This window comes from Neorhizobium sp. LMR1-1-1.1, from assembly GCF_040675795.1.
GTDB classification, from domain to species: domain Bacteria; phylum Pseudomonadota; class Alphaproteobacteria; order Rhizobiales; family Rhizobiaceae; genus Neorhizobium; species Neorhizobium cellulosilyticum.
This window is the reverse complement of the sequence record NZ_JBEGHE010000001.1, coordinates 122357-138549: the sequence shown is the minus strand read 5'-3', so window position 1 is coordinate 138549 and position 16193 is coordinate 122357. Positions and strand designations below refer to the sequence as shown.

The window sequence follows — 16193 nt, the reverse complement described above, 5'->3', positions numbered from 1 at the left end:
TCCTATCTTGGACCGAACGAAGAACCGCAGGCCGTCTCATCGCCGGCAATGCCCACGCCACAGCCGATGTCGCCATCGATAACATGGCCGGAAATCAGCACCGGAATGGTTATCGGCTGGCTCTGGGCCGGAAAATGGCTCGTTCTCCTGTGCATCATCCTCGGCGCTCTGGCGGGATATGGCTTTGGCAATTTCTCCAAAGCCAAATTCACCGTCGGCTCGCAGATCTTCATCGATCCGACCAATCTCAGGGTCATGAACGATGATATCTACGCTTCCAACAACCAGCTCGACATGCAGATCTATGATGTCGAAAGCAAGCTGCGGATACTGACTTCGGCAAACGTGCTCAACAGCGTCATCGATGCACTTCATCTCGATCAGGATCCGGAATTCGGCGATACGAAATCCCCTGATGCGCAATCCGGCCGGCTGGACGCGCTGCGTTCGCTTGAAAAGCATGTCCTGGCAAAGCGCGAAGAAAACTCTTTCGTCGTTAATCTCGATGTCTGGAGCCAATCGGCACCCAAGGCGCTGGAAATCGCAAATTCGATCATTACCAACTTCCAGGACGAGTTGGTCAAAGCGCAGGCAGACGGCGCAGGCAGGGCCGCGACTGAGCTAACCGGCCGTCTCGATGCCCTGAAGAGTGAGGTCTCCAAAGCGGATGAAGCAGTCCAGCAGTTCAAGCGCGAACACAATATCCTTTCAAGCTCCGGCGAGCTCGTGAGCAGCATCGTCGCCAACCAGACCAACACCCAGCTCGTTGACGCCCAGGCCCGGGTCATTCGCGCTCGCAGCCGCTATCAGGAGCTTTCAACAGGAAGTCCGGACAATCGCTTGGACAGCGCATCGATCGAGTCGCAGACGATGACCGCGCTGCGCACACAATATGCAGCGGCCAAGCGGGAACTCGACGCGCAATCTGCAGTCTTTGGAGCGAGGCATCCGAGAATCTCGGCAATGCGGCCACAGTTGGATGCCATCCAGGCTCAGATAACCGCCGAGCAGAACCGCATCCTCACGGCAGCCAGATCGGAACTGGCTCAGGCTGAAGCCGCCCTGATGGCACAGCAAAATCAGGCGAATACGATGAAGTCGGTTGTCTTCGGTGACAATGACGCTCTCGTTCAGCTTCGTCAACTCGAGCGCGAGGCGGAATCCAAGTCAACGATTTATCAGGCCTTCATGGCGCGTGCCAAGGAGATTGCCGAACGCCAGCAGATCAATACCACGAATGTCAGGGTGATCTCGCCTCCGACCATACCAAAAACCCGCAGCTATCCGCCCCGCACGCTTTATCTGACTGCGGGCGGCATGTTTGGCGGGTTTGTGCTGGGTTGCATGGCTGCCATGATCCTCGGCCTGGCGATGCTGATATTCAGGCAATCCGGGGAAGAGCGCCGGGCCTGAGCCGGTTCGTCGGCCAGGCGCTCGACGGGGTCGATGAGAGCGACGCAGTCAGCAGCCGATACACCGCACACCTGAAGCAGAAATGAAAAAGGCGCCCAGAGGGCGCCGTCTCAAATCGCGTAGACCATGTCAAACCGTCAGCGAATACTATCGCGAATAACGCAGCAACGCATAAACCGCGACGGGATTTGTCAGCATGTATCGAAGCGTCAGACGCCTCGGCTCGTTATACATCCGATAGGCCCATTCCAGTCCCCGGCGTTGCATCCACATCGGCGCGCGCGGATTTTTGCCCGAGAGAAAATCGAATAACCCGCCAGATGTCTTGATCACACCGACGCCACGCAGCTTTTCCAGATTACGGCTGACGAATTTCTGTTCGAATGGAAAACCAAGGCCGATCCAGAGGATATCTGGGCGCTTGGCGCGGATATCCGCAACGACGTCTTCCTCTTCTTCCGGGCTAAAATAGCCATTGCGGCGCCCGACGAAGCGAAGGCGCGGATAGAGCTTCCGCATCGCGGCGACAGCCTTGGAATTGACCTCTTCACTTGCGCCTAGAAAATAAAAGCTAACGCTCTCATCCTGCGCCCGTTCGGCCACCGCATGTACAAGGTCGGTCGTCGCTACCCGTTCAGGCAGCGGTGTCTCGCAGAGAAGTTTCGAGCAATGAACCATCGGCATGCCGTCAGCATGGATCTGGTCTGCCTCCAGCATAAGCTGCATGAATTCGCGGTCACGAACGCACATGGCCAGCACCTGGCCGTTTGCTGAGGTCGAATAGAAGGGAAGATTATTCTGGCCTCGCGCGCGAAGCGCTTGTTCTATGAAGCCGGTCGCAGCCTGCTCCATAGTCGAACGCACGATAGGCAGCCCGCCCAGCATCACCTGGGGCCAGTCAGCCATCCTAGAGACATTTATGTCGTGCGCTTCAAGGGCCATAGAGAGCAAAGCAAAACATCCGCTGCGTTGTAAAGACGTCCTGTCTTCCACCCCATAGAACACAACACCGGCGTGCCATTCAAATACAAATGAAGGAAATGGTTACGATATATTTCCAGATATCCATTTAATACTTAAGTGAATTTTATTCAAATTGTATCATTCATAATAAGGACGGATTAAACCAGCTCCTGCGATCCTAATTGCGTTCATCCGCCTGATCACAACTCGCGGGACAGGCTACCCTGAGGGGATACGATCTCAGGTTACGACCACGACGCTCAACCCTGGTTTGCAGTACCTCACGAATCACTTATATATCTAGCGAATCTAAGTGCTTGGGAGAGTTTCTCCAGCCAATGGTGTCGCGTAGGCCGGTTCAGCTTTCGATTGTCGGTCTATGGAGACTAGATGCGTTCAGGTCGCACCATCAAACTTGGCCTCGTGATAACTGCGGCCGTCATCCAGACGGCCTGCAGCCAGACACCTGACAAGACTGCCGCCCAGAGACAGCAGGCCGCAAAAACGCAGATGCTTGCAGGATCAACGCTTCCCCCCTCGCCCGAAGTGACTGGATCGATAGCCAAGCCGGTACCGGTCACCGATATCGAGACTGCCGTGCGCCGGGTTGTCAGCTGGCATCCCTCGATCCAGGAGGCGGCCGGACGTATCAGGCAACAAAACGAGCTGATCGCGGACGCAAGATCGGGATATCTGCCGTCCATAGGAGGAGGGATCGACCTCGCCGCACAGAAAGGCGACAGCGGAGACTGGTCGCCGAGGTTCAATGCCACCGCCAGCCAGATGATCTATGACTTCGGAAAGGTGTCAGGCCGAGTCGAAGCGGAATCCGCCATATCCGGTGTCCGCCGGGCAGAATTTCTGGCCACTGTCGACGATATGATCAGGGAAACCGTACTTGCTTCCGTGGAGGTCATGCGCAACGCCAGGCTGGCCGCGATCGCCAGAGAACAGGTCCAGGACGTTTCTGCCATCGCTGAATTGGTAACCGCCAGAACCGATCGTGGCGCCAGCACGCGATCGGACAAGCTTCAGGCACAGGCCCGCATCCAGGCTGCACAGTCCACGGCGCTTGAGATCAACGCAGAAAAGCAGCGCTGGGAAGGCTCCCTGAACTCGCTTCTCGGCCAGATAAACGATGTGCGCCTGCGCCCGTCTTTCCCCTCCACCCTCAACAAGGCCTGCGCCGGTCCCGAACCGGCCTGGGAAACCGTTCCGACCGTCATCGCCGCCAAATCCCGCAAGCGCGAAGCTGATGCGCGCGTCAAGCTTGCACGCGCCGACATGCTTCCGACGATAGCATTGGAAGGTACGACCCGGATGAAGACTTGGGGTGGCGGCGACACTGATTACATGGTCGGCGTGACTATCAAGAGCGATCTCTATAACGGCAGCTCTTTCAGGGCCCGTCAGAACGCCGCCCGATACGGTGCACAGGCAACAGAAGCAGCCATTGCGGTTGGAAAATACGACGCCCAGAGATCATGGATCCAATCGGCCTCTCAGGTAGGCAGCCTCAGCACATTGTTGAAGTCGCTCGGATCGCGGCAGACAATGATGCGTGAAACGCGAGATCTGTACCAGAAACAGTTTCTCGATCTCGGAACTCGAACACTGCTCGATGTGCTTAACGCCGATCAGGAACTGCATGCCGCCCGTTTCGACGAGATCAACACCCGGTTCGATCTCTACAAGCTGAACGTCGAATGTGCCTATGCGGCTGGCAGGCTTCGCGACGCTTTTGGACTATCCTCGCCCTCCCCGGAACAAATCTCGGCAGACGCTCAGAAAGTACCGCTGCGCGCACCTCGAACCTGACTTGAATCTCACATTTTTCACAACTGCGTGACAAATGCATACCGAGATGATGCGTCCCCAAGCGCTGTCTGTCGCGTCACGGCACAGCCTCGCTTCATTTCAGGTCGCCCGTTTACCCTTCCTTAAGCCACAAAGACAAACATAAGCGATATCTAATTGAAGATTGCATGAATTACAGCAACTTCATTCTGGTGTGCTGCTAACGACATCCAACGAGCCGCGTCTGCCTGAACGGTGACGAGGAACGGGAGAACTCGCCTAGAAGGCGGGGGGCGGCGCACTGGAAAGGGCATGATGCCCGGCACCTCACAGGGAGAGTCAGATGGTCGCTGTAATACTGGATAAGGCAAGTGGGCAAACAACCACTGTAAACGAGAACAATATCGTCCTTTCCAAGCCAAGCACAGTCAAACTCTCCTTATCTCCCGATCAGATCACGGCCACCACACGCTCCGGCAACGATCTTATCATCGACGTCCGGAATGGAGCCGATATCCGTATCGAGAATTTCTATACGGGCGACGGCGCCGAACGTAGCGAACTCGTGCTCGAAGATTCCGCCGGCAATGTCTGGCAGGGCGAATATACCGACGAACTCGCCAATTTCGAGTTTGTTGAAGGTGCCCCGATCGACCAGCTGGCGGGTGCAGCGGCCGGTACTGGCGGCGGCGGGGCTTCGGTGCTTGGCCTTGCAGCAGCACTCGGGCTCGGAGCTGCAGCAATTGGCGTCGGCGCCAGCTCTGGCGGCGGGAACTCCGATGATAGCGATTCGGACGCAGATGCGGATGCCGACGCTGATGCCGACGCCGATGCAGATGCAGATGCTGACGCCGATGCGGATGCCGACTCGGACTCCGATGCAGATACCGAGGCACCAGAACCTCCGACCAATCTTTCCGTCAACGATGCCGGCACGACCCTGACCGGTCGCGGGGAACCGGGGGCGGAAGTAACCGTGACGAATGCGGCTGGTGTTGTTGTCGGCACCGGCATCGTCGGCGCAAACGGCTCGTTCAGCATCACTCTTGATCCCGCCCAGATCGATGGCGGCGAGTTGAGCGTCGTGCTGGAAGATGCGAGCGGAAACGTCTCCGATCCCGGAACCGCATTGTCCCCGGATTTGATTGCACCCGACGCGCCGACCAACCTTGCGATAGGCGACGGTGGTGCAGTCCTCACAGGGCGCGGAGAGCCGGGAGCGACCGTAACGGTCAGAGATGCCAATGGCGTAACCGTTGGTACTGGAACCGTGGGAGCAAACGGCACTTTCACGATAGGCCTCGATCCGGCACAGGACAATGGAGGAGAGCTTGAGGTTGTTCTCAAGGATGCAGCCGGCAATGCCTCGGAACCCGGCACGGTCGACGTCGACGATATCCAGGCACCGCCGCCGCCGACCAATCTCGGTGTAAATGACGACGGCACGGTGCTCTCCGGGCGCGGCGAACCGGGCGCGACGGTAACCGTGACCAACGCGGCCGGTGAAGACGTCGGCACCGGCACGGTCGCCGCCGACGGCACATTTGCAATCGACCTAGACCCGGCCCAGTTCGACGGTGGCGAGCTGGAGGTCGTGTTAACAGATGGCGCAGGCAATGCGTCCACCCCGGGCACGGTGCTTGCGCCGGATCCCGACGCACCCCCTGCCCCGACGGATCTGGATGTAAACGCCTCGGGAACAGTGCTTACCGGTGACGGACAGGCGGGGGCTCAGATCAGGGTTACCAATGCCGCCGGCCAGGTCGTCGGCACAGCGATCGTTGCAAATGACGGAACCTTCTCAGTCACGCTTGCGCCGGCCCAGATCGATGGCGGCGAGCTGCGTGTGATCCAGAGCGATGCCAACGGTACGTCGCAGCCCAGCCTAACGTCGGCTCCCGACCTGATCGACCCGGCTGCCCCCACCAATCTGGATGTAAACGACGCAGGCACTACGCTCACCGGCCGCGGCGAACCCGGAACGACGGTCACCGTCACCAATGCAGCAGGCGACGAGATCGGCACTGGGACGGTGCGCCCGAATGGCACGTTCACCGTCACGCTTGCCCCGGCACAGACAGATGGTGGCACGCTCGAAGTCACACTGACGGATACGGCCGGCAACACATCCCTGCCGGGAACGACCGACGCACCGGATTTGGCCGGCCCTTCCGCCCCGAGCAATTTGAGTATCAACGATGACGGCACGGTGCTGACGGGACGCGGAGAGCCGGGTGCGAAGATAACTGTGACGGATGCGGATGGTGTCGTGGTCGGCACTGTAACTGTCGGCGCGACCGGCAATTTCAGTATTCCGCTGAACCCGGCCCAGACAGACGGTCGCGACCTGCAGGTCGTTGCCGAAGACACTTCAGGAAATGACTCAGCGCCAGCTATCATAGCCTCCCCGGATCTTGTCGCACCCGACGCACCGACATCTCTCGACGTCAATGACGCCGGAACAATCCTCACCGGCCGCGGCGAGCCGGGAGCGACAGTGACAGTTCGCGATGCAAGCGGCGTGATCGTTGGAACCGGCACAGTTGCCGGCAACGGCAGCTTTACGATCAATCTTGATCCCACCCAGAATAATGGTGGCGAACTGAAGGTCGTGCAGCAGGATGCCGCAGGCAACGTCTCGGATCCAGCAACGGTAACGCTGGAGGATGACCAATCCCCGGCATCACCCGCCAATCTGGCAGTGAGCGACAGCGGAATGGTTCTGACAGGCCGAGGCGAGCCCGGAACCAAGGTCACGGTCACCAATGCGGCTGGCGATGTGATTGGCGAAGATACCGTCGACCCAGACGGCACGTTCAGTGTCGATCTCGATCCGGCCCAGCTGGACGGCGGCGAGCTGGATGTCGTTTTGACGGATGCGGCAGGAAACGCTTCCGCGCCCGGCACCGTGCTGGCACCGGATCCCGATGCACCACCAGCACCGACCGACGTGGACATCAATGGTACCGGCACGATACTCACCGGCGAGGGGCAACCCGGTGCAACGGTGAGGGTTACCAACGCCGCCGGCACGACGATCGGCACCGGAACCGTTCAGGGGGATGGCAGCTTCTCCATTACCCTCACCCCCGCACAGATCGATGGCAGCGAAGTGAGAGTGACGCAGACGGATGCCAACGGCACCTCGCAGCCGGCGCTGACGCTTTCCCCCGATCTGATCGATCCCGCGGCCGCGACCAACCTTGCTGTCAACGACGCCGGAACCACGCTGACCGGCCGCGGCGAACCTGGCACGACCGTCACCGTAACCAACGTGGCCGGGCAGCAAGTAGGCACCGGAACGGTGAACGGCAACGGCACATTCACCATCACGCTCGCCCCGGCACAGACCGATGGCGGCGATCTGACCGTCATTCTCGAAGATCGCGGTGAAAACCTGTCACCACCAGCAACGGTGACCACTCCCGACCTCGTTGCTCCGGAGGCACCGACCGGTGTGACAGTCAGCGGCGATGGCAGCCAGCTTTCCGGTCAGGGTGAAACGGGAGCGACAGTAACCGTGAGAGATGCCAATGGAATTATCATCGGCACAGGCGCGGCGGGCAGCGATGGCAGCTTCACCATCGACCTAACCCCCACCCAGGACAATGGCGGTCTGGTAACGGTTGTGCAGCAGGATGCTGCCGGCAATACGTCGCCGATAGTGACGGCAACCTCGCCGGATACGACCGGACCGGATCCCGCCTCGGACCTCGACGTCAATGCCGCCGGTACAGTCATAACCGGCCGCGGAGAACCGGGCGCTACCGTTACCATCACCAACGAGGCCGGAGATCCGGTTGGAACAGGCACGGTCGGGCCGAATGGCACGTTCAGTATCGGGCTGACCCCGCCGCAGACGGATGGCGGCAATCTTGAGGTCATATTGACGGATGCTCAGGGCAACACGTCCGACCCGAGCCTTGCACCATCACCCGATCTCGTTGGCCCCGATGCGCCGACCGGCATTACTGTCGGCAATGGCGGCACGACACTGACGGGCCAGGGCGAAGCCGGCGCCACCGTCACAGTTACCAATGAAGCCGGAGATGTGGTCGGTACGGGCATAGTCGGGCCAACAGGCGCGATAAGCATCCCACTCAATCCTGCACAATCGGATGGCGGGGACCTGACTGTGGTCCTGACCGACGGCGACGGAAATGCATCGGATCCCGTCACCGTGACCGCACCGGACATCACCGAACCAGACCAGCCCGGAAATCTCGCCGTGAATGGCGCAGGTACGGTCCTGACCGGTTCAGGTGAAATCGGCACGACGGTAACGGTAACCAACGCAGCCGGCGATACGGTCGGCACCGGCACGATCGGTCCTGATGGAACGTTCACGATCGGTCTCAGCCCCGCCCAGATCGATGGCGGAGACCTGACCGTGGTCCTGACTGACGGAAGCGGTAACATCTCCGATCCGGGTACCGTCCCGACCACCGATGCGACGCCGCCTGCGGCACCGAGCGGCCTCAACGTCGAGGCAGGCGGTACGGTCCTGAACGGCACCGGCGAACCCGGCGCCACCGTGATCGTCACCAATGCCGCCGGCCAGCAGGTCGGCTCGGCAGAGGTCGGCACGGACGGTTCCTTCAGCGTGCCCCTCAGCCCGGCGCAGATCGACGGCGGCAATCTGCAGGTCGTCCTGACCGATGATGAAGGCAATTCATCGGCCCCGGGCGTCATCGCCTCCGTCGATGAGACACCACCCGCCTTGCCGACCAATCTCAGCGTCAGCGCGGACGGAACACAGATCACCGGCCGCGGCGAGGTCGGATCGACAGTGACGGTGACCAACGGAACGAATGAGTGGACTGGTACGGTCGGTGCCAACGGCACCTTCTCCATTCCGCTTTCACCGGCGCAGAATGACGGTTCCGGACTTGAGGTCACGCTGACGGATGGTTTCAACAACGAGACCGATCCCGTCCCCGTCGCCACACCGGACCTGACGCCCCCCGGCGCCCCGACCGGACTGGAGGCAAGCCCCGACAGAACCGAGCTTTTCGGCGAGGGTGAGCCCGGCGCCATAGTCAGGGTGACCGATGCAGAAGGCATTGTCGTCGGGAGCGGCGTTGTGGGGAGCGGTGGTACGTTCCTGATCGACCTCGACCCACCCCAGACCGACGCGGGCGAATTGAACGTCACCTTGACCGACGATGCCGGAAACACATCGCCCACGACGACCCTGCCGATCACCGACATTCAGCCTCCTGCGCCCGCGACCGAACTGGTTGTCAGCGACAACGGACTGACCTTGACGGGTGTTGGCGAGCCGAACACCGAAGTGACCGTCCGGAATGCCGGCGGCACAATCATCGGCACCGGCACAGTCGATCCGGACGGAACATTCAGCGTTCCGCTTGCACCTGCTCAGATCAATGGTGAAGCCCTGCAGGTGGTTCTTGAAGATACCGCCGGCAACATATCGGATCCCGCAGCCGTACAGGCCCCCGATCCCGATGCACCACCCGCGCCGACCGGACTGGCTGTCGATGCTCTCGGAGAGACCCTTACGGGTTCCGGCCTAACTGGTACGACTGTCACGGTCCGCAACGCTGCAGGCGAGATCGTCGGCACGGGTACGGTCGTCGGCGGTACATTCAGTGTCGACCTCGACCCACCCCAGACAGATGGCGGCAATCTGCAGGTCACCTTGACCGGCACCGGAGGCATCTCTCAACCGGGGACCGTCCTCACGCCTGATCTCGATGCGCCGGAGACCCCGACCAATCTCAACGTCAACGCCACCGGCACGATCGTCAGCGGCAAGGGCGAGCCGGGTGCAGCGGTAACCATCAGAGATGCGGATGATAACATTGTCGGAACCGGCACTGTCGGTACCAACGGCAATTTCTCCGTCACCCTGACCTCACCGCAGACCGACGGTGGATCACTCGGCGTCGTCCTGACCGACACTGCCGGCAATGACTCCGATCCGGGCACGGCCACAACGCCGGACCTCACACCGCCCGACGCACCGACCAATCTGGTCGTCACTCCAAACGGTGCCCAACTCACGGGTAATGGTGAAGTGGGTGCGGCCGTCACCGTGACAACGGCAGAAGGCGTTGTCGTCGGCACCGGCACCGTTGGCGCAGGCGGCACGTTCACGATTACGCTCAACCCGCCCCAGGCGGACGGTGCCGAACTGGATGTCGTTCTGAGGGATGCCGCCGGCAATGTCTCTGTCCCCGGAACCGCTTCGACGACGGACACGACAGCGCCGGATGCTCCAACCAACCTTGTTCTCGACGATGATGGCATCGTGCTGACGGGTGAAGGCGAACCCGGCGCGGATATCTCGGTCACCAATGCCGCGGGTACTGTCGTCGGCACGGGAACAGTCGATCCGGACGGCACTTTCAGCATTACGCTCAACCCGGCTCAGGCCGATGGTGGTGACCTGAACGTCACCCTGACCGACGATGCCGGCAACGAGTCCGATCCGGGCACCGTCGCTTCGCCGGACCTGACTGGACCCGAACCACCGACCAGCCTCGTCGTCAACAGTTCGGGCACGCTGATCGGCGGTGGCGGTGAACCGGGCTCCACGGTCACCGTCACCAATGCCGCAGGCCAGGTCGTCGGCACCGGCACGGTCGCACCGGACGGCACGTTCAGCATCGGCCTTTCGCCCTCGCAGGTGAATGGCGGTGAACTTGATGTCGTATTGACGGATAGCGCCGGAAACCCGTCCGATGTGGCCTCGGTCAATTCTCCCGACCTGCTTGCGCCGGCTGCTCCGACCAATGTCGATGTCAACGGCACCGGCACCATTCTGACCGGCAATGGCGAAGCCGGGGCAGCGGTTCGGGTTACCAATGCCGATGGTATCGTCGTCGGGACCGGAACCGTGCTCCCGGGCGGTACATTCAGCATAACGCTTAACCCGACACAGGCCGATGGCCGGGACCTGACCGTCGTTCTGACTGACACGGCCGGAAACGTGTCACCGTCGGTCGTCACCGACACACCAGACCTGCTCCCCCCTGACCCGCCGGAAGATCTGGCTGTCAGCCCGGCCGGCAACGAGTTGACCGGCACCGGCGAACCGGGCGCCACCATCACGGTTACCAACACCGGCGGTGCGGTTATCGGCACAGGAACGGTCGCCGCCAACGGCACGTTCAGCGTCGGCCTCTCGCCCGCGCAGGTAAACGGCCAGGAACTCGAGGTCGTGCAACGGGATACGGCAGGCAATCTCTCCGGTTCGGCCACGACCACAGCCCCCGGCGTGGATTTCGCACTGACCAACGCGGCCGACACCGCCATTCTCGACCAGACGATCACCCGCCAGAACGAAGCAGCGCCATCCACGGCCAGTTCCACTGTCACGGCGCTGCTTTCGCTTACCCTCACCAGCCTGCTGAACGTCAACCTGGGTTCGGCCACTAACCCGGTCGTCAACTTCAATCTCTCGGGCAGCACAAATTCGGTGGATCTCGATCTGCGGATCGGCGGGCTCGTCAATGTCGGTGTGCTCAGCAACTATTCGGTGATCATCGAGCGCTGGAACGGTACCGCATGGGTGCGGGGAGCCTATGGCACCGACGATGTCAATAATGGCATTCTGCAGCTGAACCTGCTTGGGGCGCCCACCGGCGAGATCACCCTGACCGACCTCGATGCCGGTCAGTATCGCGCCACGCTCGTCCCCAATCCCGGCATCACGCTCGGCATTGGAACGCTCCGCGAAATCTCCGTCACCGCAACCGATCAGGTCGAGAATGTCCAGATTACCGTGGGAGAAAGGGCGGACGGTAACTTCATCGACGCCGCGGCCACTGGCAATACGGATGATCTTCGCATCGGTGAGGTCGAGTTCAACGGCGTAACCCATGCTCTGGTCAACGGTACGGTGACGGTGGAAGGGGCGTTCGGCACCCTCGTGTTCAGCGCCGACGGCAGTTATATCTACACCCCTCACACCAATGCCACGGCCGGCGGAACCGATAACTTCACCGTTGTCGTCGTCGATCCGGTGACCGGAAACGAACTGTCTTCCGATCTCACCATAGATGTCGAGGTTCAGGATAGCAGCGCCATCACCATGGCATCGGCATCTGCATCGGCATCGGATGACATGACGGGCTTCGCCCTTGCCGACGATGGCAGCGGCGGTGATGTGGCTGACAGCCCCGACACCAACGCCAGAATGGCGGCGGACGGCGACACCTCATCCGATAGCTCCGATGCGCAAGATACCGATCCGTCCACCGCCGATGAGCCGCAGCCGGTCGAAGCATCCCTGAATACGGATGATGGCCTGAGCCTGCTTGTTCAGGGCGGCGAGGAAGTCGATCTGAGTGCGCTCGACAGCCTGACCGGCAACACCTCGGTCTCAGTCGATACAGGCGACGGTTCGGGCGTCGACGTGTCGGCCAATGTCGATCTATCGAATACAGTCGATGCTGTTCTGGATCTGGTGGAGACCCCACCACTCGATCCGTTCGAACCGCTCAACCAGGACGATGATCTTGCGACACCAAGGCTGCCGGTGGTCTAGCGCGGAGGAGATGAGCTGATGGATGCCAGACAGGCTCCTTCCGAAAGGATGCAGGCAACGACAGGGGAAAGGGCAGCTGCCCTTCCCCCACCTAACCCCGAAACGAATGATCAGAAAAAGACCGAGGCAAATGCAGCCTCGCTGAGCCATGCAAAGGACTGGATCGAAATCATGGGGCTGCTGGCGCAGCACTATGGCATCGCCCATTCCAAATTTGCCACGAACTACATTTCAATCATGCAGGAGGCAGCGCCCCCCGTTCATCGGATAGGCAAGCTGGCACGGCGTTTCGGTCTTGATGCAAAGCCGGTCGAGCCGCTGGCCAAAGGCATTACGGCTCGCCGCCTGCCAATGCTGATCGAACTCAGCTACGGCGATATCGGGCTGATAACCGAGATCAACCGGGACGAGGTGAAGATCACCTTTGCCGGCGATAACGGTCACTGGACCTGGATCCCGCTTTCCGAGATCGATGGCCACATCACCCATCTTCTGATCGCCCGCGATGCGCGGAACCGACCCGACGAGCGCATTGATGCCTATATCGCGCCCGACACGCATGGCTGGTTCCGCAAGCTCGCGCTCAGCGATCTTCGCCCCTACAGCTACGTTCTCCTGGCATCCTTCGTCGCCAATGCCCTCTCGGTCGCAGGCGTCATTTTCTCGATGCAGGTCTATGACCGGGTCGTGCCCGCCAATTCCATGAGCACACTCGTCGTCCTGTTCATCGGTGTCGGCGTGGCAGTCGTCTTCGACTTCATCATGCGCAAGGTCAGGACGGCCATCATCGACATCGTCGGCAAGCGCGCGGATATCCGCATTTCCGACGTCGTTTTCGGCCATGCGCTGCGGGTAAAAAACCAGAACCGGCCCAAGGCGACCGGCACCTTCATCGCCCAGTTACGGGAACTCGAACAGGTCCGCGAGATGCTGACCTCGACGACGGTCTCCGCCATCGCCGACCTGCCCTTCTTTCTCCTCTTCCTCGGTCTGTTCGCCTATATCGGCGGCTGGCTTGCCGTCATTCCGGCGGCAGCGCTGCTCATCATGGTTGCCCCCGGCCTTCTGGCGCAGGGCAAGCTGAAGCGGAACGCCAGCCTCGCGATGCGGGAATCGTCGCTGCGCAATGCCATGCTGGTCGAATCCATTCAGGGCATCGAGGATATCAAGGCGCTACAGGCCGAAAGCGTGTTCCAGCAGAAATGGAACACCTTCAATTCCGCAAGCGCCGATGCGCAGGTCAAACTGCGTTCCATCACCAGCACGCTGACGAGCTGGGGCCATGGTGTCCAGACCAGCGTCTTTGCCGTAATTGTCTTCTGCGGCGCGCCGATGGTCATGGCGGGCGACCTGAGCACCGGATCGCTTGTCGCCTGCTCCATTCTCGGTTCGCGCATGATGGCGCCGATGGCGCAGCTGACCCAGGTTCTGGGGCGCCTGCAGCATGCCAAGATCGGCCTGTCGAGCCTGAATACGATCATGAAAATGCCGGTCGACCATCCGCCGGCGGAATCAAGGCTTTCGGTCGGTTCGCTGCTAGGCGAATATCGCTTCCGCGGCGCCGTCTATTATTACGGCGAACCGGCTGGCCGGCCGGCGCTGTCACTTGCGGATTTCTCGACCGAGGCCGGTGACACGATCGCCCTTCTCGGCAAGAACGGCGCGGGAAAATCCACCCTGCTGCAGGCGCTTTCCGGCCAGCTGCAACCCCATACAGGCGAGGCGCTGATCGATACCTTGGCGATCGACCAGATCGACCCGTCCGACCTGCGCCGGGAAGTCGGCCTGATCACCCAGAATTCCCGCCTGTTCCATGGCTCGATCCGCGAAAACGTGCTGATGGGCGCCCAGAACGCCTCACAACAGGCGATGCTGGAGGCGCTGCAGATGACCGGCGCAGATGAGTTCATCCGCATGCTTCCGAAGGGCATCGATCACCTGATCGACGAAGGTGGGCGCGGTCTTTCCGGCGGCCAGCAGCAGGCCCTGCTTCTGTCGCGGCTGCTGATCCGCAACCCGTCTGTCGTGCTGCTCGACGAACCGACGGCATCCATGGATGAGGCTACCGAAAAGCTGTTCATCCAGCGTTTCTCCGCCTGGGCGAAAAACAAGACGGTGATTATCGCCACCCACCGGATGCGTGTGCTGGATCTGGTCGAGCGCGTTGTCGCGCTAGACGGTGGCCGCATCGTGCTCGATGCCGATAAGGAAGAAGCCCTGCGGGTCCTCAAAGGCGAAAAGCCGGCCCAGCAGTTGCGCAGCGTCAAGGGAGCGAACTAGCCATGGCCATGTCATTCCCCCGCCTCGTCGAAGAGAGCTGGCAATATGGCGGCGAGGACGAGGTACGGCTGTCCGGAGCAAAGACCGTCATCAAGGTCATGGCCCTCCTTATCGTCGTCGTTCTCATATGGGCGCACTTCGCCATTCTCGACGAGGTCTCGACCGGTGACGGCAAGGTCGTACCGATCAGCAAAGAACAGGTCATTCAGTCGCTGGAAGGCGGTATCGTCTCGAAACTGATGGTTCAGGAAAACCAGGTCGTCGAACGCGGACAGCTGATTGCCCAGTTCGATCCGACCATCACCGAATCCGGCGTCGGAGAATCCGCTGCCACATACCGGGCTGCATTGGCGAGTTCGGCCAGGCTGACGGCGGAAGTCAACCAGACCCCCCTCACCTTTCCGGATGAACTTACCGGTTATCCCGAGCTGGTCACCTCGGAGACCAGGCTCTATGAAGCCCGCCAGCACAATCTCAAAGAGACGCTGCAATGGATCGATGAATCGCTGGCGCTCTCCCGTCAGGAACTCGCGGTCAATGAAGACCTGTCGAAGATCGGTGCAGCCAGCAGCGTCGAGATCATCCGCCTGAAACGCGAACGGGCGGAACTGGAGCTGAAAAAGGTCGAGACCAGCACCCAGTATGTCGTCGAAGCTCGCGAGCAACTGGCCAAGGCAAATGCCGAAGTCAACTCGCTCTTTTCCATCATCAAGGGCCGTTCGGACAGCCTCGCCCGCCTCACTCTTCGCTCACCGGTGCGCGGCATCGTCAAGAATATCGAGGTCTCCACCATCGGCGGCGTCGTGCCCCCGAACGGCAAGCTGATGGATATCATCCCGCTTGGCGACCAGCTGATGATCGAGGCACGCATCCTGCCGCGCGACATCGCCTTCATCCATCCCGATCAACGCGCCACGGTGAAGATCACCGCCTATGACTACGCCATCTATGGCGGACTCGACGGCAAGGTCGTCACCATCTCGCCCGACACGATCCAGGACGAAGTGGATCCTGAGGTCTATTATTACCGCGTCTTCGTGAAGACGGAAAAGGACGCGCTGGAAAATCATGCCGGGAAAATATTCCCTATCTCTCCGGGCATGGTCGCCACAGTCGACATCCATACCGGCCAGAAGAGCGTGATGGATTATCTGCTTAAGCCCTTCAACAAGGCCAAAGAGGCGATGCGCGAACGCTAGGAAAACGGCGCTGGTGCAAGGAGGAC

At 60.8% G+C, this 16193-nt stretch carries 6 protein-coding genes; 5 read left to right on the top strand and 1 reads right to left on the bottom strand.

The genetic code is table 11. From position 1 onward, the window contains the following. The first annotated feature begins 66 nt into the window (after positions 1-66). Entirely contained in the window at positions 67-1413 is a 1347-nt protein-coding gene (locus MRBLMR1_RS00535; protein ID WP_500063411.1) for a GumC family protein, read from the top strand. 147 nt (positions 1414-1560) lie between these two features. On the opposite strand, the gene MRBLMR1_RS00530 is transcribed toward MRBLMR1_RS00535, so the two are convergent. Continuing rightward, positions 1561-2319: a WecB/TagA/CpsF family glycosyltransferase gene (locus tag MRBLMR1_RS00530; RefSeq protein ID WP_148145161.1), complete on the bottom strand. Its 759-nt coding sequence runs from the start codon at positions 2317-2319 to the stop codon at positions 1561-1563. Between the two features lie 447 nt (positions 2320-2766). On the opposite strand from MRBLMR1_RS00530, the gene MRBLMR1_RS00525 reads away from it, so the two are divergent. The 4 genes from MRBLMR1_RS00525 (at position 2767) to MRBLMR1_RS00510 (ending at position 16167) form a co-directional block, all read left to right on the top strand. Next, positions 2767-4194 (top strand): TolC family outer membrane protein, encoded by a 1428-nt coding sequence (locus tag MRBLMR1_RS00525; RefSeq protein ID WP_148145162.1) that lies wholly within the window; start codon positions 2767-2769, stop codon positions 4192-4194. Positions 4195-4516: 322 nt separating this feature from the next. Then, entirely contained in the window at positions 4517-12688 is an 8172-nt protein-coding gene (locus MRBLMR1_RS00520) for an Ig-like domain-containing protein (protein ID WP_148145163.1), read from the top strand. A gap of 18 nt (positions 12689-12706) precedes the next feature. Beyond that, on the top strand, positions 12707-14968 hold the full coding sequence (locus MRBLMR1_RS00515) for a type I secretion system permease/ATPase (RefSeq protein ID WP_500063409.1): 2262 nt from the start codon (positions 12707-12709) through the stop codon (positions 14966-14968). A 2-nt stretch (positions 14969-14970) separates the two neighbouring features. After that, positions 14971-16167 carry a beta-barrel domain-containing protein gene (locus tag MRBLMR1_RS00510; protein ID WP_500063407.1) on the top strand — a complete coding sequence of 399 codons (1197 nt, stop codon included), beginning with the start codon at positions 14971-14973 and terminating at the stop codon, positions 16165-16167. The last annotated feature ends 26 nt before the right edge of the window (positions 16168-16193 follow it).

What these genes read in the sequence shown, in the direction of transcription:
- MRBLMR1_RS00520 (WP_148145163.1), top strand. Translation starts at nt 4,517, where the DNA reads ATGGTCGCTGTAATACTGGATAAGGCAAGTGGGCAAACAACCACTGTA.
- MRBLMR1_RS00515 (WP_500063409.1), top strand. Translation starts at nt 12,707, where the DNA reads ATGGATGCCAGACAGGCTCCTTCCGAAAGGATGCAGGCAACGACAGGG.
- MRBLMR1_RS00525 (WP_148145162.1), top strand. Translation starts at nt 2,767, where the DNA reads ATGCGTTCAGGTCGCACCATCAAACTTGGCCTCGTGATAACTGCGGCC.
- MRBLMR1_RS00510 (WP_500063407.1), top strand. Translation starts at nt 14,971, where the DNA reads ATGGCCATGTCATTCCCCCGCCTCGTCGAAGAGAGCTGGCAATATGGC.
- MRBLMR1_RS00535 (WP_500063411.1), top strand. Translation starts at nt 67, where the DNA reads ATGTCGCCATCGATAACATGGCCGGAAATCAGCACCGGAATGGTTATC.
- MRBLMR1_RS00530 (WP_148145161.1), bottom strand. Translation starts at nt 2,319, where the DNA reads ATGGCTGACTGGCCCCAGGTGATGCTGGGCGGGCTGCCTATCGTGCGT.